General features: G+C 34.9%; 15 protein-coding genes. 1 reads left to right on the top strand and 14 read right to left on the bottom strand.

Translation table 11 applies throughout. The features are described from left to right. Nucleotides 1–16 precede the first annotated feature (16 nt). The 13 genes from ruvA to H599_RS0102395 all read right to left on the bottom strand — a co-directional run bounded on the left by ruvA (nucleotide 17) and on the right by H599_RS0102395 (nucleotide 16,985). Nucleotides 17–598 (bottom strand): Holliday junction branch migration protein RuvA, encoded by a 582-nt coding sequence (gene ruvA, locus H599_RS0102455; RefSeq protein WP_026712658.1) that lies wholly within the window; start codon nucleotides 596–598, stop codon nucleotides 17–19. Nucleotides 599–610: 12 nt separating this feature from the next. Continuing rightward, nucleotides 611–2,902, bottom strand: a complete 2,292-nt coding sequence (locus H599_RS0102450) for an NADP-dependent malic enzyme (protein WP_026712657.1) — start codon at nucleotides 2,900–2,902, stop codon at nucleotides 611–613. Nucleotides 2,903–3,051: 149 nt separating this feature from the next. Then, on the bottom strand, nucleotides 3,052–3,486 hold the full coding sequence (locus H599_RS0102445; RefSeq protein ID WP_026712656.1) for a CBS domain-containing protein: 435 nt from the start codon (nucleotides 3,484–3,486) through the stop codon (nucleotides 3,052–3,054). Between the two features lie 78 nt (nucleotides 3,487–3,564). Beyond that, a complete protein-coding gene (queG, locus tag H599_RS0102440) occupies nucleotides 3,565–4,488 on the bottom strand; it encodes a tRNA epoxyqueuosine(34) reductase QueG (protein ID WP_026712655.1) in 924 nt (307 codons plus the stop codon). Between the two features lie 70 nt (nucleotides 4,489–4,558). Continuing rightward, nucleotides 4,559–5,581: a Holliday junction branch migration DNA helicase RuvB gene (gene ruvB / locus H599_RS0102435; RefSeq protein ID WP_026712654.1), complete on the bottom strand. Its 1,023-nt coding sequence runs from the start codon at nucleotides 5,579–5,581 to the stop codon at nucleotides 4,559–4,561. A 99-nt stretch (nucleotides 5,582–5,680) separates the two neighbouring features. After that, nucleotides 5,681–7,477, bottom strand: a complete 1,797-nt coding sequence (locus tag H599_RS0102430) for a cytochrome c oxidase subunit I (protein WP_026712653.1) — start codon at nucleotides 7,475–7,477, stop codon at nucleotides 5,681–5,683. Between the two features lie 27 nt (nucleotides 7,478–7,504). After that, on the bottom strand, nucleotides 7,505–8,659 hold the full coding sequence (locus H599_RS0102425) for a cytochrome c oxidase subunit II (RefSeq protein ID WP_026712652.1): 1,155 nt from the start codon (nucleotides 8,657–8,659) through the stop codon (nucleotides 7,505–7,507). Nucleotides 8,660–8,678: 19 nt separating this feature from the next. Beyond that, on the bottom strand, nucleotides 8,679–10,043 hold the full coding sequence (locus H599_RS0102420; RefSeq protein WP_026712651.1) for a cation-translocating P-type ATPase: 1,365 nt from the start codon (nucleotides 10,041–10,043) through the stop codon (nucleotides 8,679–8,681). Nucleotides 10,044–10,070: 27 nt separating this feature from the next. Continuing rightward, complete coding sequence (locus H599_RS0102415) at nucleotides 10,071–10,616, bottom strand: c-type cytochrome (RefSeq protein WP_026712650.1); 546 nt, start codon at nucleotides 10,614–10,616, stop codon at nucleotides 10,071–10,073. Between the two features lie 7 nt (nucleotides 10,617–10,623). Then, on the bottom strand, nucleotides 10,624–11,148 hold the full coding sequence (locus H599_RS0102410) for a DUF3341 domain-containing protein (protein WP_026712649.1): 525 nt from the start codon (nucleotides 11,146–11,148) through the stop codon (nucleotides 10,624–10,626). After that, nucleotides 11,141–12,544 carry an NrfD/PsrC family molybdoenzyme membrane anchor subunit gene (gene nrfD / locus H599_RS0102405; protein ID WP_026712648.1) on the bottom strand — a complete coding sequence of 468 codons (1,404 nt, stop codon included), beginning with the start codon at nucleotides 12,542–12,544 and terminating at the stop codon, nucleotides 11,141–11,143. Before nrfD ends, H599_RS0102410 begins: the two co-directional genes overlap by 8 nt. 29 nt (nucleotides 12,545–12,573) lie before the next feature. After that, a complete protein-coding gene (locus H599_RS0102400; RefSeq protein ID WP_026712647.1) occupies nucleotides 12,574–15,624 on the bottom strand; it encodes a TAT-variant-translocated molybdopterin oxidoreductase in 3,051 nt (1,016 codons plus the stop codon). 32 nt (nucleotides 15,625–15,656) lie between these two features. Beyond that, nucleotides 15,657–16,985: a c-type cytochrome gene (locus H599_RS0102395; protein ID WP_026712646.1), complete on the bottom strand. Its 1,329-nt coding sequence runs from the start codon at nucleotides 16,983–16,985 to the stop codon at nucleotides 15,657–15,659. Between the two features lie 218 nt (nucleotides 16,986–17,203). On the opposite strand from H599_RS0102395, the gene H599_RS0102390 reads away from it, so the two are divergent. After that, a complete protein-coding gene (locus tag H599_RS0102390) occupies nucleotides 17,204–17,593 on the top strand; it encodes an SPOR domain-containing protein (protein ID WP_026712645.1) in 390 nt (129 codons plus the stop codon). A gap of 327 nt (nucleotides 17,594–17,920) precedes the next feature. On the opposite strand, the gene H599_RS0102385 is transcribed toward H599_RS0102390, so the two are convergent. After that, nucleotides 17,921–18,955 carry a hypothetical protein gene (locus tag H599_RS0102385; RefSeq protein WP_155960728.1) on the bottom strand — a complete coding sequence of 345 codons (1,035 nt, stop codon included), beginning with the start codon at nucleotides 18,953–18,955 and terminating at the stop codon, nucleotides 17,921–17,923. Nucleotides 18,956–18,989 lie beyond the last annotated feature (34 nt).

Here is an 18,989-nt window from a genome sequence, read left to right as displayed (position 1 = left end):
TTTTTTTGCGGTGCTTTTATAAGCTTTTTAAGGCTTGTTTAATAATCGATTCTACGGAGGCATCCGGATTCTCTTTCACAATTTTATCAATCACTTTTTCAGAAGCCTTTCTTACAAAACCTAAAACTTCTAATGCAGATAACGCTTCATCACGGTTTGTATTGTTTTGAGCAATGGAAACTTCGTCTAAATCGTACAATTTCAATACTTTTTCTTTCAAATCCAAAATTACGCGCTGCGCTGTTTTTCCTCCAATTCCTTTTATTGACTGGATTGTACTTACATCAGCCGAAGCAATAGCGTTAATAATTTGCTTAGGTTCTAATGACGACAACATGGTTCTGGCAATTCCGGCTCCAATACCTGAAACTGACAATAACATTTTAAATATTTCCCTTTCGGATTTTTCCACAAAACCAAAAATAGTATGTGCATCTTCTTTTATCTGAAGATAAGTAAACACCTTAACAAAATCTGAATTAGGAAGTAATGAATAAGTATGCAGTGAAATATGAACTTCATAGCCCACACCTCCACAATCAATAACGAGCTGTGTTGGTGTTTTTTCAACTAACTTCCCCTGTAAATGCGCAATCATCTATTTATCTAACTATTTATTTAACTTTTTTTCTCTGTTTTCTTTTTCCTGTGCATCTATAACGGTAATAGCAGCCATATTTACCATTTCTTCCACACTTGCACCTAATTGAAAAATATGGACCGGTTTTCCCATTCCCATCATAATAGGACCTATGGAACCGGTTTTGTATAATTCTTTCATCAATTTATAAGTAATGTTTGCCGAATCCAGATTGGGAAAAATTAAGGTATTTACCTTTTTTCCGGCTAATTTAGAAAATGGAAATTTCTCGGTTAACATTTCAGGATTCAAAGCAAAGTCGGCCTGAATATCGCCATCAACAATCAAATCAGGATGATTTTCATGCAAATAAGCTACGGCATCTCTAATTTTTGAGGCATTTTCATGAGTTGACGAACCAAAATTAGAATAGGAAACCATTGCAATTACCGGTTCAAGGCCAAACATACGGGCGGTTTTGGCCGTCATTACCGCAATTTTAACCAATTCCTCCGAAGACGGATTAATGTTAATCGCTGTATCGGACAAAAACATTGGCCCCCGGCTGGTCATCATCATATTGGAAGTGGCAACTAAAGAAGCTCCCTGTGCTTTATCAATCAATTGCAACATCGGTTTTACCACCGTCGAATAACTTCTGGAATAACCGGTAACTAAACCGTCGGCCTCGCCGGTATTAACCATCATCGCGGCAAAATAATTCCGTTCACGCATTAATCTTTGAGCGTCTAACAACGAAATTCCCCGGCGCTTTCTGGATTGCCAATAAGTTGTAGCATACCGGTTTCTTCTTTCTATCTCGCTTTTGGATTTTGGGTCAATGATTTCAACTTCGGCATCAAAACCTAATTCCTTCATTAATTCTTTTATAATGTCACGACTTCCTAATAAAATTGGAAAACCAATTCCTTCTTCGTAAACAATTTGTGCTGCTTTTAGCACATCCAAATGATCAGCTTCCGAAAAAACAATTCGTTTCGGATCCATTTTAGCCCGATTGCTAATCAATCGAACCATTTTATTATCATTCCCTAAACGTTCTAAAAGTTCTTCTTCATATTTATCCCAATCGGCAATTGGGTTTTTAGCAATCCCTGATTCAATGGCTGCTTTTGCAACAGCAGGAGAAACAGTATTAATCAAACGCGGATCAAAAGGTTTCGGAATAATATATTCGCGACCAAACCCTAATTTAGTGGCTCCATAAGCTACATTTACCTGTTCCGGAACCGACTCTTTTGCTAAAGCTGCCAAAGCACGAACCGCTGCCATTTTCATTTCTTCGTTAATTTTAGTTGCACGCACATCCAACGCTCCTCTAAAAATATATGGAAAACCTAAAACGTTATTAATTTGATTTGGAAAATCCGAACGACCGGTGGCCATAATCACATCTTTTCGGGTTTCTACGGCTAAGTTGTAATCAATTTCAGGATTAGGATTAGCCATTGCAAAAACTATCGGATTTTTGTTCATCGACAACAACATTTCAGGCAACAGAATATTTCCTGAAGAAAGTCCGATAAAAACATCCGATCCTTTCATCGCTTCTGCTAAAGAAACTGCATCGCCTTCTACCGCAAATTTCAATTGCATTTCCGTAAGTGACGGATTGTTTTTAGTTAACAAACCTTTACTGTTAAACATCAAAATATTTTCGCGTTTCACACCAACAGCAATATACAAATCAGCACAGGCCAAAGCCGCCGATCCGGCACCGGAAATCACCATTTTTACTTCTTCCGGTTTTTTTCCGGCTATTTCTAATGCATTAATCAATCCGGCTGCCGAAATAATTGCCGTTCCATGCTGATCATCATGCATCACAGGAATATTCAATTCTTCAACCAATCGTCTTTCTATTTCAAAAGATTCCGGCGCTTTGATATCTTCCAGATTAATTCCTCCAAAAGTTGGCGCTATATTTTTTACTGTTTGAATAAATTCTTCAACATTTTTGGTATCCACTTCTATATCAAAAACGTCAATGTCAGCAAAAATTTTAAACAATAAACCTTTCCCTTCCATAACAGGTTTTCCGGCTTCGGGACCTATATCTCCCAAACCTAAAACAGCTGTACCATTACTAATTACAGCCACCAAATTTCCTTTGGCCGTATATTTATAAACGTTTTCTACGTCTTTTTCTATTTCTAAACAAGGTTCGGCTACACCCGGCGAATAGGCTAAAGACAAATCCCTTTGGGTAGCATATCTTTTTGTTGGAACAACCTGAATTTTCCCCGGAGTAGGTTTCGCATGATATAATAACGCTTCTCTCCTTTTGCTTTCTTTATTCATAATAGCAGTTTTATCTTATATACAAAGATAGAAGTCTTAACTTAAAAAGTTAACATTTTCATAATTCTTTTAAAATAATCTACAAATAAGTTCATAAAAAAAGCCACTAAAATTAGCGGCTTCTTCTATTCAATAACTTTACAAAAAAATCAGGACTGTGTTCCATTGATATAAGAATCTAACAACTGAATGGTTTCCTTCTGTTTTTCTATAATACATTTTACAACATCTCCAATCGAAATAAGTCCAACAACCTTATCATTTTCCACAACCGGTAAATGACGAATCCTTCTCGAAATCATCAATTCCATACAATTATCAATATCATCCGTTGGATTAACCGTAATAACATTACTAATCATTATTTCCTGAACCAAAGTAGTTTTAGACGCCTTATCTTTAAGAACAATTTTTCGGGCATAATCCCTCTCAGACAAAATCCCTTTCAGTTGGCCGTCTTCGATGACCAAAATAGCACCAACATTTTTCTCACCCATTACTTTTATAGCATCATAAACGCTAATAGTAGAAACAACTGAATATACATCGTTCCCTTTCGTACTTAATATTTGATTTACAGTCATATCGAGATTTTTTTAAGAGATATAAATATAAAAAAAAATCATCAAAAACAACTTTAAGATGATTCATAATTTAAATTTTTATTTTTTTAAAAAACTGATATTCCGCTGTAAGCCCTGAAATTTCGTTCTTTTAACCGCCGAATCCTTAAACACAACCCTAAAAGTTTCTTCGGTCATTTCTTCCCAATCTTTTTTTGACATAGAGAGTATTTCAGGATTTGGGTTAAACAAAGGCTCTTTATGACTTTTAGAAAATCGATTCCAGGGACAAACATCCTGACAGGCATCACAACCAAAGGCCCAATCATCAAATTGTCCCTTCATCTCATGAGGAATGTTTTCTTTTAATTCGATAGTAAAATACGAAATACATTTACTTCCGTCAACTACATAAGGCGCCACAATTGCCTGCGTTGGACAGGCATCAATACAAGCCGTACAACTGCCACAGTGATTTGTAACAGCATGATCATATTCTAAATCCAAATCAATAATGAGTTCTGCTATAAAATAAAAAGAACCTATTTTTTGAGTTAACAGATTACTGTTTTTTCCAATCCATCCCAAACCGCTCTTAGCTGCCCAGGCTTTATCCATAACCGGAGCCGAATCAACAAAAACTCTTCCGGAAACCTCGCCGATATTCTCCTGAATAGAAAACAATAATTCTTTTAATTTGTCCTTGATTACAAAATGATAATCTTTTCCATAAGCATATTTGGAAATTTTATAAGAATCAGGATTTTGTTCTTTTTCTGGATAATAATTTAACAGAAGCGAAACGACACTTTTGGCATCATCCACAAGCAAGGTCGGATTAAGTCTTTTATCAAAATGATTTTCCATATAAGCCATTTGACCATTTCGATTATTTTTCAGCCAATTCTCTAATCGGGGAGCTTCCTCCTCTAAAAAACCCGCTTTCGAAATACCACAAGACAAAAATCCGAGGCGTTTGGCTTCGGATTTGATAAACTGCGTGTATTTAGCTTTTAAGTCTATGGGTTATGAGTTATGGGTTATGGGTTATGAGTTTCATACCATACTCATAACTTTTAACTTGTTTACAAAATTAGAAAAGTCCCCCCTGAATATTAGCTCTGACTTTTCCCAAATGTTTATAGGCTTTCTCCGTAACTTCACGGCCACGTGGTGTACGCATAATAAAACCTTCCTGAATTAAAAAGGGTTCGTAAACTTCCTCAATGGTTTCACTGCTTTCTGAAACGGCTGTTGCCAAAGTAGTAAGTCCAACCGGACCTCCTTTAAACTTATCAATAATAGTATTCAGAATTTTGTTGTCCATTTCGTCCAAACCATGTACATCGACATTTAATGCTTTTAAGGCATATTTAGAAATTTCAACATCAATAGTACCATTCCCTTTTATTTGTGCAAAATCACGAACTCTTCTCAGCAAGGCATTTGCTATCCTTGGTGTTCCACGGCTTCTTCCGGCAATTTCTATAGCGGCTTCCATAGTAATTGGCATTTTTAAAATAGAAGCACTTCTTTGAATAATAGTAGTTAATAACTCGACCGTATAATATTGTAGTCTTGAAGAAATACCAAAACGAGCTCGCATCGGTGCTGTTAAAAGTCCGGAACGGGTGGTAGCACCAATTAAGGTAAATGGATTCAGATTGATTTGAACCGTTCTGGCATTAGGACCCGATTCTATCATAATATCAATCTTAAAATCTTCCATTGCCGAATATAAATATTCTTCAACAATTGGACTCAAACGATGGATTTCATCAATAAACAAAACATCACGTTCATCCAAATTGGTCAATAAACCAGCCAAATCGCCAGGTTTATCTAAAACCGGACCTGAAGTAATTTTGATACCAACTTCCAACTCATTCGCTAAAATATTAGCCAAAGTCGTCTTACCTAATCCAGGTGGTCCATGAAACAAAGCATGATCAAGTGCTTCCTTTCGCTGATTGGCAGCAGCCACAAAAACCTTTAAATTTTCTAAAACCTGATCCTGCCCAGCAAAGTCATCAAAACTAAGCGGTCTCAATCTTTTATCCAGATCAAGTTCTTCAGGATTATATCCTCTTGTTGTTGGGTCTAAGTTTTCATTCATTTAGCAAAGATAAAGAAAACGGATTGTGATTGCTAAATAATACATACAACAAAATAAGGCATAAAAAAAACCTCTGCCGAAGCAGAGGTTTTAAATATATTAGTGGTGTAAAACTGATTCACCTGGTTTCATTGGAACCGTTTGAGGAACGAAATCTTCTTCGTGCTCCGGGTTACTGTAATCATAAGCCCAACGGTGAACTTCTGGAATTTCACCTGGCCAGTTACCATGAATATGTTCTACCGGTGTAGTCCACTCTAATGTAGTAGATCTCCATGGGTTTTGTTCCGCTTTCTTACCGTAGAAAATACTACTAAAGAAGTTATATAAGAATACTAATTGGAAAGCACCTCCTACTAAAGCAAATGTTGTAATTAAAACATTCACATTTTGTAAATCATCAAATAATGGGAAGTTCGTATTAGTATAATAACGTCTTGGTAAACCTGCTAATCCAATGAAGTGCATTGGGAAGAAAACTCCATAAGCACAAACAGCCGTTACCCAGAAGTGAACATAACCTAAGTTCTTGTTTAACATTCTTCCGTACATTTTAGGGAACCAGTGGTAGATTCCTGCAAACATTCCATAAAGAGCAGATATACCCATTACTAAGTGGAAGTGTGCAATTACAAAGTAAGTATCGTGAACGTTAATATCTAATGTACTATCTCCTAAAATAATCCCTGTTAAACCTCCGGTGATGAATGTTGAAACCATTCCGATAGAGAATAACATAGCTGGGTTCATTTGTAAGTTACCTTTCCATAAAGTTGTAATCCAGTTGAACGCTTTTACAGCAGACGGAATTGCAATCAATAAAGTGGTAAATGTAAATACAGATCCTAAGAAAGGATTCATACCCGAAATAAACATGTGGTGACCCCATACAATTGTAGAAAGGAAAGCAATTGCAAGAACTGACATAATCATCGCTCTGTAACCAAAGATTGGTTTACGAGAGTTTGTTGCCATAATTTCAGACACAAGTCCCATTGCAGGCAAGATTACGATATATACTTCAGGGTGCCCTAAGAACCAGAACAAGTGTTCGAATAATACAGGAGAACCACCTTGGTAATGTAAAACTTCTCCAGCGATATAAATATCAGACAAGAAGAATGAAGTACCAAAACTTCTATCGAAGATTAATAATAATGCTGCAGATAATAATACAGGGAAAGATAAAACCCCGATAATTGCAGTTACAAAAAACGTCCAAATTGTAAGTGGAAGTCTGGTCATAGACATCCCTTTAGTTCTTAAGTTAATAACTGTAACAATGTAATTTAAAGATCCCATTAAAGAAGAAGCAATAAATATAGCCATAGATACTAACCAAAGTGTCATACCAGTTCCAGAACCAGGAATAGCCTGTGGTAAAGCACTTAAAGGAGGATAAATTGTCCAACCTGCTGAAGCCGGTCCTGATTCAACGAATAATGAAATAATCATTACAACAGCTGATAAGAAGAACAACCAGTAAGAAATCATATTCATAAATCCTGATGCCATATCACGTGCACCAATTTGAAGTGGAATAAGTAAGTTACTAAAAGTACCACTCAATCCGGCTGTCAATACAAAAAATACCATGATAGTACCGTGTATTGTTACTAATGCAAGATAAACATCATTAGCCATTACACCATCTGGTGCAAATTTATCACCTAATAAAATATTGAAAATTTTAAAAGATTCTTCAGGCCATGCTAATTGCATTCTGAAAAGCAAAGACATGACAATACCAATAATCCCCATAATAATACCTGTAATAAGGTATTGCTTAGCAATCATTTTATGATCAATACTAAAGATGTATTTAGTAATGAATGTCTCTTTATGGTGGTGTTCGTGTTCGTGATCGTGAGCGTGATCGTGACCTTCTGCTGACATATATTATACTTTAAATATTCTTAATAATTATTTCATAGCAACTGTAGCAGCCGCTACAGTATCATTCTCTTTAGCCTCAGCCGGAGCTGCTGATTCACCCTCCGCTGGTTGCTCTAATGAAGCTTTTACTTCATTAACTAGAGTAGTTTGTTGTGCTAACCATTTTTTGTAATCTTCCGGAGTATCTACAACAATTTTCATTTGCATGTTGTAGTGAGAAGCTCCACAAATTTTATTACAAAGCAATAAATAGTCAAAAGTATAAGGATCTAATCCCGATTCTCCTTTTGCAATTAATTCTGTACTTCTTTTAGCTCTCAACTCATTGATGTGAGCCACTTTTTCAACCATTTCTGGTAACTCTCTGTACTCAGAAGTTGTATAAATTGGTGTAAAAGCAAATTCAGTAACCATACCCGGAACACAGTTCATTTGCGCTCTGAAGTGAGGCATATAAGCAGAGTGTAAAACGTCCTGAGAACGGAATTTAAAGTGGATTTTCTTTCCTTTTGGGATATGCAATTCAGTAACTACAATATCATCCTGAGCATTTGGATCTGATAAATCAACACCTAAAGTATTTACTCCTTCAATATATCTTACGTTAGCTTTACCTAAAACATTATCTTCACCAGCAATTCTGGCAGTCCATTTAAATTGTTGAGCATAAACTTCTACCACTACAGTATCTTCATCCTCATCAATAAACATAATGTTTGTCCAGGCATATAATCCGTAAAGGATTAATCCGGCTAAAACAACCGCTGGAATGATACTCCAAATTGCTTCTAATTTATTATTATCAGCAAAATATAAAGCTTTTTGATCTTTCTTTCCTTTGTATTTAAAAGCAAACCAGTATAATAATACTTGTGTTACGGCCTGAACAATGAAGATCAAAACCCAGGTAATATTCATCAAATTATCTACCTGACCTCCATGAGCAGAAGCTGGAGTATGAAGAGGTAAGTTACCCCATTTAAGCAAACCGTAAATTGTAAATACATAAAGGAATGCTAAAAACCCAAACATCAAATAACCTTGAAGATTATTATCTTTATCATTAGCTACTTGCGAATTATCCGAAGAAGCACCAACTTGAGTCAGGTCGAAAATTTTAGTCAATTGCCATAAAGCAATAGCTAATAAAACTAAAACTATAATTACCAACAAACTTGTCATCTGTTTATCTCTTTAAAAATTAATAATGAAAATGTTTACTTTCTTCGATATAAGGATTTCTTTTTGCTAATAATGGAGCTTTAGTTAATGCTGTAAATACAGTAAAAATAAATAATCCAAGGAAGAAAAGAACTGATGAGATTTCAGGAATACCAATAAACCATTGGTCTCCAACTGTACCTGGCATAATCATATTAAAGAAATCAATATAGTGACCTGCTAAAATAACAATACCAGCCATTACGATAACCCAAGTAATTCTTTTGAAATCAGTATTAACAAGAATTAATAACGGGAACACAAAGTTCATAACAACAGCACCAAAAAATGGTAAATTGTAATCATTAATTCTGGTTACGAAATAAGTAATCTCTTCAGGAATATCAGCATACCAAATTAACATGAACTGAGAAAACCATAAATAAGTCCAGAAGATACTGATACCAAACATGAATTTAGCTAAATCATGGATATGACTAGTATTTACATACTCTAAATAACCTTTAGATTTTAAATAAACAGTAACCATAGCAATTGTTGTAATACCACTTACAAAGAAACTGGCAAATACATACCATCCAAACAAGGTAGAGAACCAGTGTGGATCTACAGACATAATCCAGTCCCAAGACATGATAGACTCAGAAACAATAAAGAATACTAAGAAACCTGCAGATAATTTAAAGTTCTTTTTATAATTCGCATTATCATCAGCTTCATCCTGAGCTAAACAATTTTTTCTTGACAAGTGACGGTATAAATTCCATCCTGCAATGAAAATAAAAGCTCTGGCAATCCAGAAACCAAAATTTAAATATCCCGCTTTACCCGCAATTAATGCATCATAATTTGGACTAGCAGGATCAGTCACACCTTCATTTAACCAGGAAAAAATATGATTAAAGTGAAGACCACACATTACTAATATTACAAAAAATATAGCTGAACCTATCGGAAGATAAGCCGTTATACCTTGCATAACTCTATTTAAAACCGGAGACCATCCTGCTACAGCAACAACATTAATAGCATAGAAAACTAAAGTTCCCATAGTCAATAACATAAAGAAAATACAAGCTACATATAGAGCTGACCAAGGTTTATTTTGCAACTGGTGCAAAACATGGTTCAAATGCTCTTCGTGTTCATTAGCTTCACTAACTTCACCTTTAGCTTCATGTTTAGTTGTTGTGTGAGCTTCTTCATGAGATTTAGCTTCTTCATGAGTAGCTTCTCCATGACCACCATGAGATGATGCAGAAAGGATATTCTCAACTTCGTGAATATCTTTAGGGGCGTTTAAAAAACCGTAACCAATTCCTAATATACCAACGGCCATTAAGATAAAAGAAAACGTTTTTAATTTACTTGAAAATGTATACATATCTATTACGATCAGTTTGTTCAACAATTATAATTGGCTTCTAAGTTTTAGAACGTAGTCAGCAATTAACCAACGCTCATGAACACTTAGTTGATTGGCATGAGAACCCATTGCATTTAAACCATACGTCTCAACATGAAAAATACTTCCTTCTGTGATTTCTCTATCTTTATAATTAGGAACACCTAAGAATTTTTCTCTTTCAACTAATTTTCCTTTACCATTACCAGTTGCACCATGACAACTAATACAATAGATTTCGAAAAGTTCTTTTCCTTTACCAGAATTTCTATCTAATGAATCTAAAGGCGATTTTAAATTAGCTTTTGCTAATTCATAACCTTCAGTTGTATTAGGATATTCGTAAGGTTCATAACCTCTGTTAATGCTACCTTCAGCAGGAAGTTGTCCTTCTTTACCATTTGCAAAAGCTTTAGACTCTGAATAAGTTTCGTAGCCTACTGATTCATACATATTTGGAAAATACTGATAATTCGGCTTTTTATCATTATGACATGAAGCTAATAAAGCAGTTATGCCTAATAATAGTGTTATTTTATATACCCTTTTCATATCTAAATTAATTCTTTTCAATTACTTTAACTTCTACAGCTCCTGTACCTTGGAAAAAAGAAACTAATTCTTCTTCATTATCATTTACAGCAACTTCCATTAGGAAATGATCGTCTGTAGTTCTTACATCCGGATTCTCAGCTTTTTTAAATGGCCACAATCTACTTCTCATATAAAAAGTAATTACCATTAAGTGCGCTGCAAAAAACACAGTCATCTCAAACATAATAGGCACAAAAGAAGGCATATTTTGAATAAAACTAAAACTTGGCTTTCCTCCGATATCCTGAGGCCAATCATGAATCATGATATAACTCATCATAAAAGTTGCAAAAGAGATACCGACACATCCGTATAAGAATGAACAAATAGCTAATCTTGTTGGGGCAATCCCCATAGCTTTATCCAAACCATGCACAGGAAATGGACAAAAAACATCTTCAATATGATGGTGAGCTGCTCTGGTTTTCTTTACAGCATTCATCAATATATCATCGTCATTATAAATGGCGTAAATAACTTTATTACTCATGGTGTGAATCTTTATGTGCTTCTCTTTCTCTAATATAATTATCTCCGGTTGCTTTCAAAATTGTTTTAACCTCTGCCTGTGCAATTACAGGGAAAGTTCTAGAGTATAATAAAAACAATACAAAGAAGAAACCAATTGTTCCAATGAAAATACCAATATCTACAAATGTTGGAGAGAACATTGTCCAAGAAGACGGTAAGTAATCTCTATGTAAAGAAGTTACAATGATTACAAAACGCTCAAACCACATTCCGATGTTTACCACAATAGAAATAATGAATGAAAACATGATACTGGTTCTTAACTTCTTAAACCACATAAATTGTGGTGAGAATACATTACAAGTCATCATCGACCAGTAAGCCCACCAGTAAGGTCCGGTAGCTCTGTTTAAGAAGGCATATTGCTCATACTCTACTCCTGAATACCAAGCAATAAATAACTCAGTAATATAAGCCACCCCTACAATAGACCCTGTAATCATAATGATTAAGTTCATCAATTCGATGTGTTGTAAAGTAATATAAGCTTCTAAGTTAGATACTTTTCTCATGATGATAAGCAAAGTATTTACCATCGCAAATCCTGAGAATACCGCTCCGGCAACGAAGTACGGAGGGAAGATTGTTGTATGCCATCCAGGAATTACCGAAGTAGCAAAGTCCATAGATACAATAGTGTGTACAGAAAGTACAAGAGGTGTTGCTAAACCAGCAAGTACCAAAGATACTTCTTCAAAACGTTGCCAGTCTTTTACTCTCCCGCTCCATCCAAAACTAAGGATAGAATAAATTCTTTTGTTAAATGGAGTGATAGCTCTATCTCTTAACATTGCAAAGTCAGGCAATAAACCAGTCCACCAGAAAACTAACGATACTGACAAATACGTAGAGATTGCAAATACGTCCCAAAGAAGAGGTGAGTTAAAATTTACCCAAAGAGATCCAAACTGGTTTGGAATTGGTAATACCCAGTACGCTAACCATGGACGTCCCATGTGAATAATTGGGAACAAACCTGCCTGAACTACCGAGAAGATTGTCATCGCCTCAGCCGAACGGTTAATTGCCATTCTCCATCTTTGACGGAATAACAATAATACTGCAGAGATAAGAGTTCCGGCGTGTCCGATACCTACCCACCAAACGAAGTTAGTGATATCCCATGCCCAACCAACTGTTTTATTTAATCCCCATGTTCCAATACCTGTAGATACTGTATAAACTATACATCCTATTCCCCAAAGAAAGGCTGTTAAAGCGATTGAAAATACAATCCACCAATGTTTATTAGCCAAACCTTCGACAGGCGCTGCCACATCTACTGTTACATCATGATAAGACTTATCACCTATAACTAAAGGCTTTCTAATACTAGAGTCGTATATATGAGACATATTCCTTTATATTGATTTTTAATTTATTCTTAAGTGTTTCTAACTTTTACGTGATAAACCACATTTGGTTTAGTTCCGATGTGCTCTAATAAGTGATAAGATCTTTCGTCAGCGGCTAATTTAGCAACTTTACTTTCTTTATCATTTACATCTCCAAAAATCATTGCTCCAGATGAACAAGCATTAGAACAAGCTGTTTGGAATTCACCATCAGCAACAGGACGTCCTTCGTTTTTAGCTTTCAACTTAGTTGCTTGTGTCATTTGAATACACATAGAACATTTTTCCATAACCCCACGAGAACGAACATTCACATCCGGATTCAATACCATACGACCTAAATCGTCATTCATATGGTAATCAAACTCACTGTTTTTGTTGTACAAGAACCAGTTGAAACGACGTACTTTATAAGGACAGTTGTTAGCACAGTAACGAGTACCCACACATCTGTTATATGCCATATGGTTTTGACCTTCACGACCGTGAGAAGTTGCCGCAACCGGACATACAGTTTCACAAGGAGCGTGGTTACAGTGTTGACACATTACCGGTTGGAATGCTACTTGCGGATTATCAGAAGCTTTTTCCATTTCGTTGAAAGTAGAAAGTGAACTTGATAAACCAGCTATTCCTTCTTTTCTTTCATTATCTCCTTCAAAAGTTTCTTCAGAAGAATAATATCTGTCAATACGCAACCAGTGCATATCACGGCTTCTTCTTACCTCTGATTTACCTACAACCGGAACGTTGTTTTCAGCGTGACAAGCTATAACACAAGCTCCACAACCTGTACAGGCATTTAAATCAATAGAAAGGTTGAAGTGGTGACCTACAGAACGATCAAATGATTCCCATAAATCAACAGTTGTAGATTCAACTTCTTTGTGATCTAAAGATACTTTTGGTGTTTCGTTCCAAATTTTAGAATCCTTAGTATTGAAGATTTCAAGAGTAGTTTCTTTAATAATATCTCCTCTACCCATCAATGTTTTTTGACCTTGAACACAAGCAAACTCATGTTCACCGGCAGCTTTAACTAATTCAACTGACTGAACTTCGTTAAATCCTTTATATAAAGTGTAAGCATTTAAACCTACCTGCATTTCTTCTTTTAAAGCCGCTTTACGACCATATCCGAAAGCTAAACCTACTGTTCCAACAGCCTGACCTGGTTGTACAATAACCGGTACATTTTCTAATTTAGCACCATCAGCAGTTGCAATTGTAGCATAACTACCATTCAAACCTCCATTAGCAACAATCTCATTAGACAACCCTAAAGTTTTAGCATCGGTATTAGAAACAGTTACATAGTTATCCCAGGAAACTCTTGTAATTGGATCCGGAAACTCTTGTAACCATGGGTTATTAGCTTGTTGACCATCACCCATTCCGGTTTTAGTATATAATACTAATTCTAATCCGGCACCAGCTTTAGATTTCGCTAATTCATTAGCTGCAGAAGCATAATCAGCAGTTCCTCCTGAAGTAACCTGAGGAGCTCCTACAAAAATACCATCGTGTAAAACTTTATTCCAAGTTGAACCAACAATATAATTTGAAGAATACGCTTTTAAGTAATCGTAGTAAGAACCTGTAAGTCCGTTAATAGACATCAATACATCCTGAAATTGTTTAGTATCAAACAACGGACGGATTGTAGGTTGAGTCAAGCTGTAAGTTCCTTTTGTTAAAACTAAATCTCCCCAAGACTCTAAATAGTGAGGAACCGGAGCAGCAATAGTTGCAACAGCAGCAGTTTCATCTTCTTTTAAAGATAAAGCAACTGAAGTTTTAACTTTTTTAAGACCTTCAACAAATGAAGCAGAATCCGCTAAAGTATAAACCGGATTCACACCACTCATAATTAAAGTATGAACGCTTCCCGCTTTCATATCAGCAACTAACTGAGCTACCTGAGCATCAGAACCTTTTCTGATTTGTCTTGTTCCTACAGTTGAAAAAGCTTCGCTAGCCAACACCTGATTGATAGCTAAAACTAACAATTGTGCATTTTTATCCTGAATACCAGAAACTAAAAGTCCTTTAGCACCAGCAGCTTTTAACTGTTGAGCCGCTTTAGTAACTTCAGCTTTTAATTCAGGAGCTAAGTTTACAGAAACCGAAGAACCTGTAATGATATTATATATAAGTACTAATGCTTGTTTTTGATTCGCAACCGACATCGGTAAACGTTTATCAGCAGCAGCACCAGACAAAGTCATGTTTGCTTCTAATTGGAAGTGACGGGACATTTTTCCATTTTTAGGAATTCTTCCTTGAGCATATCCTGCATCAAATCCTCCTCCTTGCCAGTCTCCTAAGAAATCTGCACCAACAGAAACGATAAGAGAAGCTTTTGAGAAATCGTAATCTACTAAAGCTCTTTCTCCGTAAACGGTTTCAAAAGCATCCAAAGCAGCCGATGAAGAAACCGCATCATAAACTACGTGTTTCGCATTTGGATTAGCAGCAATAAAATCAGCAATTAATTTTTCTGTCGAAGGACTCGCTAATGTATTCGTCAAGAAAACCACCTGACCACCTTTAGCTTTTGCATCAGCGATACTTGATTTAATTTTCGAATCTACTACTGACCAAGATGAATCTTTTGCTTCAACTTTTGGTGCTTTCAAACGCATATTATCATACAATGACAATATTGAGGCGTGAATTCTGGCATTTGCAGCAAATTTTGCTCCCGAAATAGTATTATTATCTATTTTAATAGGACGCCCTTCACGTGTTTTAACAAGTAGGTTTGCAAAATCAAAACCATCAAAAACCGAAGTTGCATAATAATCAGCTACTCCAGGAATGATTTGCTCTGGCTGCAATACATAAGGAATCGACTTGTTCACAGGGCCTTCGCATGCTGCAAGAGTAGCTGCTGCAGTACTAAACCCAACGTACTTTAGAAAATCACGTCTAGATGTTGAAGATGACATCGCATCAGCATTTCCTAAAAACTCATCCGTAGGAATCTCTTCGACAAACTCGTTATTTCTAAGCGCCTCAACAATAGAACCATTTTCTAGTTCCTCAACACTTTTCCAGTATTTTTTGTTTGATGACATTGTATATATATATTAAAATCTTAATAATTAAATTAATAGTGGCATTTTCCACACTCTAAACCTCCCATTTGTGCTTCAGTCAATTTATCCACACCGTATTTTTTAGAAAGTTCTTCATGTATCTTAGTATAATACCCATTTCCTTCCATTTTAACTTCTGTTTTTCTGTGACAGTTAACACACCATCCCATAGTTAATGGAGCAAATTGTTTTTGAATTTCAAAAGTCTCAACAGGACCATGACATGTTTGACATTCAATTCCCGCAACAGTTACGTGTTGAGAGTGATTGAAGTAAACAAAATCAGGTAAGTTATGAATACGAACCCATTTAACCGGTTGTGTTTTTCCAGTGTAAGACTGAGTCGTTTTATCCCATCCAACTGCATCGTATAATTTTTGGATTTGAGCATCATAGAAAGCTTTGCTGTATTCCGGAGTAGCAGTTGACTCAGCAACTTCCGAAATATTTTTATGACAGTTCATACACACATTCAAAGAAGGAATACCTGCAGTTTTACTTACTCTGGCAGCAGAGTGACAGTATTTACAGTTAATTTCATTATCACCAGCGTGAATCTTGTGCGAATAGTGAATTGGCTGAATAGGAGCATAATCCTGATCTACACCTACCTGCATCAAGTAACCGTAAACAAAATATCCACTAGCCAACAATAAGAAAATACAGGAAACCAATACTAAAAACTGATTTTTAACAAAAGCTTTCCAGATTGAAATTTTTCCAGCTTTTGGCTCAACTTCGATTCCGTTAGCCTTAGCAACTTTTCTTAACACATTGTTAACCATGAATAACATCACAACCAACACTACTAATACTAAAGCAAGAACTCCTAAAATTACATTATTAGAACTCCCCCCCTGATCAGCAGCACCAGCCGCAGCCTGAGCGCCAGGTAAAGCAGCAGCAGGCTCTGCTTTTGGCTCAGATGTATAAGCTATAATATTATCGATATCAGCCTCAGACAATTGAGGGAAAGATGTCATTACAGCTTTATTATTTTCATTAAATAATTTTACTGCCGCAGCATCTCCTGACTTAATCATGTCAGAACTATTATGAACCCATTTATAGATCCAAGCCATGTCATGCTTCTCAGCAACCCCTCTCAACGCAGGCCCTGTTGATTTAGCATCAAGCTTATGACAAGCAGCACAATTAGAATTAAAAAGCGCCTTACCTTTTACCGGATCACCACCAGTTGTAGCAGCTGCAGGAGCAGCTTCGGTTGCAGCTGCAGGAGCAGCATCTTGCGCAAATGAAGAGAAGGAAAAAGCCAGCATCATAGCTAAACTTAAAAACATTTTCCTTGAGTTCGGATTATGGTTACCCACCTTTTTCATAAAGTATATTGATTATCTACTAAAAATTGGCACAATTTTTTATGCAACAAAATCACATAAAAAACGTTCCTTTATTTTAAACAGCCACAAAAATACGACTTAAGAACTATTCTCAAAACCCTAACTTCTTTAAAAAAACAATTTATATTAATTCTAAATAACTTTTTTATTGCTGTTTCAGCCAATAAATTTTACTTTTACTTAAAAATCTTCACATTATGAGAATTTTAACAATTCAAAAAACACTAATTGCACTTCTCTTTTTTTCAATTTACTCTTTCAAATTGACTGCACAGGAATCAAAAATTAACATTCAGCAAAACCCTAAGTTCGAACAACTACTTAATGAGAAAAGAAAAATAAACCCCTCAATTACTGTAAATGAGCAATATAAAATCCAGATTTTTAGTGGCAACAGCGAAAAAGCCAAAAGCACACTTAATGACTGCAAACAAAGTTTCACCAACCTTGACGGAACCATTGTATTCAACACGCCTAATTATAAAGTCTGGATTGGGAATTTTAAAACCAGAATAGAAGCCGAACGAAATTTAATCGAAATCAAAAAAAGCTACCCAAATGCTTTTTTGATTAAACCCAAAAAGTAACGTTTTAACACTACATCTATTATCAAAATATAGAGGTAAAATCTTATTGATTTTACCTCTATATTTTTTTATAACAATTTTAATGCGAATACTAAAAAATTATAACTAGCAAAATTCATTTATAAATCATAGTTACAAAACAAACAAAGCCATTCCGTTATAGAATGGTTTCGTTTGTTATAACCGCGTTAAAAACGCAATGATTTATCTTTTAATCAATGTCGGCACTCGAAAAGACAAACACCAAAATCATAGATAAACAATGACCAATGTGGTTTCACAATTTGAAAAATGCCCTATACGAAACTATAACTATTAGTCACAGATTCACTTATTAATTTCAATAATTTCAGTTTTATATTGTGGCGTATATAAAATATATTTTGAATTCAAATTACTTACTGTAGATAGCATGATAATTCTCTTTGAAAAGTCGTCGAATTTATTTACTTCTTCTAATTTTTCAAATGTCATCAGTTTATCAAATTCGTCCAATGTTATATTTGGATATTTTTTGAAAATATCATAAAACAATTCAGGAACACCAGAAGTCGGACTAATATAAAAATTTACTTTATTTGCAAAGGCTTTATCGTTTTCCCTTAAATTGTTAAACTCTAAATTTGAATAAGGCTTTATTAATTTGCCATCAGGCGTTAAATTAACAATATGAATACTCTCAACGGGACCCGCTAATTTTTTAATTATAAAATAATTATTGTAATAATCTATTAATTTATACTTTGAATTACCAAGCATAAAATCACTTCCAATTTGATCTAAACTTATCTCTATTTTATCATAATTAGTCAAGAATTCCATTGCATATCTTATAGTCCCTTTAAAATTAATAGATTCAAATTTATGCATAGTGTCCTTAACAAACATTCTACTGTATATAATTTTTTTGGAACTATAATCTTCAGTGACGTAACCTAACTTTAAAGGAGTATTGAATTCATCTACCAAATCGCTATAGATATTTCTAATCTTTATTTGATTATGAAATAGTTCATAAAATTTTTGACTGGTTAAATCTTCGAAGAAATCAGGCAAATTAACTGTAAGTTTTAAATCAGAAAAACCATCAGTATTCGAATTTTTAATAATTTCTAATTTTAATGACTTATTTATGTGGTCTAAATATTCTTTGATTTTATTTTCATCAATTATCTTGTAATAATAATCCGATTCAATAAAATCAACTTTATGAAATACAAAATCCTTTTTTTTAAATAATTTTGAATAATGTAAATAAGCTCGTTTAGTCTCCGCTTTCCTATTTTCCTCCGATTTATTTTGGGCTTTTAAATAATTAGAAAAAACAGAAAGCATAATTAAAAGTAATAATCTATATTTCATTGCATTTTTGTATAGTTGGGTGGTTGCTATTGCT

This window comes from Flavobacterium daejeonense DSM 17708, assembly GCF_000425425.1.
Lineage (GTDB): Bacteria > Bacteroidota > Bacteroidia > Flavobacteriales > Flavobacteriaceae > Flavobacterium > Flavobacterium daejeonense.
This window is presented reverse-complemented; position numbering and strand designations above follow the sequence as displayed.

Bases quoted from the DNA above. Each gene is read 5' to 3' on its own strand.
- ruvA (WP_026712658.1), bottom strand. From the start codon at position 598: ATGATTGCGCATTTACAGGGGAAGTTAGTTGAAAAAACACCAACACAG.
- H599_RS0102400 (WP_026712647.1), bottom strand. From the start codon at position 15,624: ATGTCATCAAACAAAAAATACTGGAAAAGTGTTGAGGAACTAGAAAAT.
- H599_RS0102430 (WP_026712653.1), bottom strand. From the start codon at position 7,477: ATGTCAGCAGAAGGTCACGATCACGCTCACGATCACGAACACGAACAC.
- H599_RS0102410 (WP_026712649.1), bottom strand. From the start codon at position 11,148: ATGAGTAATAAAGTTATTTACGCCATTTATAATGACGATGATATATTG.
- H599_RS0102445 (WP_026712656.1), bottom strand. From the start codon at position 3,486: ATGACTGTAAATCAAATATTAAGTACGAAAGGGAACGATGTATATTCA.
- H599_RS0102390 (WP_026712645.1), top strand. From the start codon at position 17,204: ATGAGAATTTTAACAATTCAAAAAACACTAATTGCACTTCTCTTTTTT.
- nrfD (WP_026712648.1), bottom strand. From the start codon at position 12,544: ATGTCTCATATATACGACTCTAGTATTAGAAAGCCTTTAGTTATAGGT.
- H599_RS0102420 (WP_026712651.1), bottom strand. From the start codon at position 10,043: ATGTATACATTTTCAAGTAAATTAAAAACGTTTTCTTTTATCTTAATG.
- H599_RS0102425 (WP_026712652.1), bottom strand. From the start codon at position 8,659: ATGACAAGTTTGTTGGTAATTATAGTTTTAGTTTTATTAGCTATTGCT.
- ruvB (WP_026712654.1), bottom strand. From the start codon at position 5,581: ATGAATGAAAACTTAGACCCAACAACAAGAGGATATAATCCTGAAGAA.
- H599_RS0102450 (WP_026712657.1), bottom strand. From the start codon at position 2,902: ATGAATAAAGAAAGCAAAAGGAGAGAAGCGTTATTATATCATGCGAAA.
- H599_RS0102385 (WP_155960728.1), bottom strand. From the start codon at position 18,955: ATGAAATATAGATTATTACTTTTAATTATGCTTTCTGTTTTTTCTAAT.
- H599_RS0102395 (WP_026712646.1), bottom strand. From the start codon at position 16,985: ATGAAAAAGGTGGGTAACCATAATCCGAACTCAAGGAAAATGTTTTTA.
- H599_RS0102415 (WP_026712650.1), bottom strand. From the start codon at position 10,616: ATGAAAAGGGTATATAAAATAACACTATTATTAGGCATAACTGCTTTA.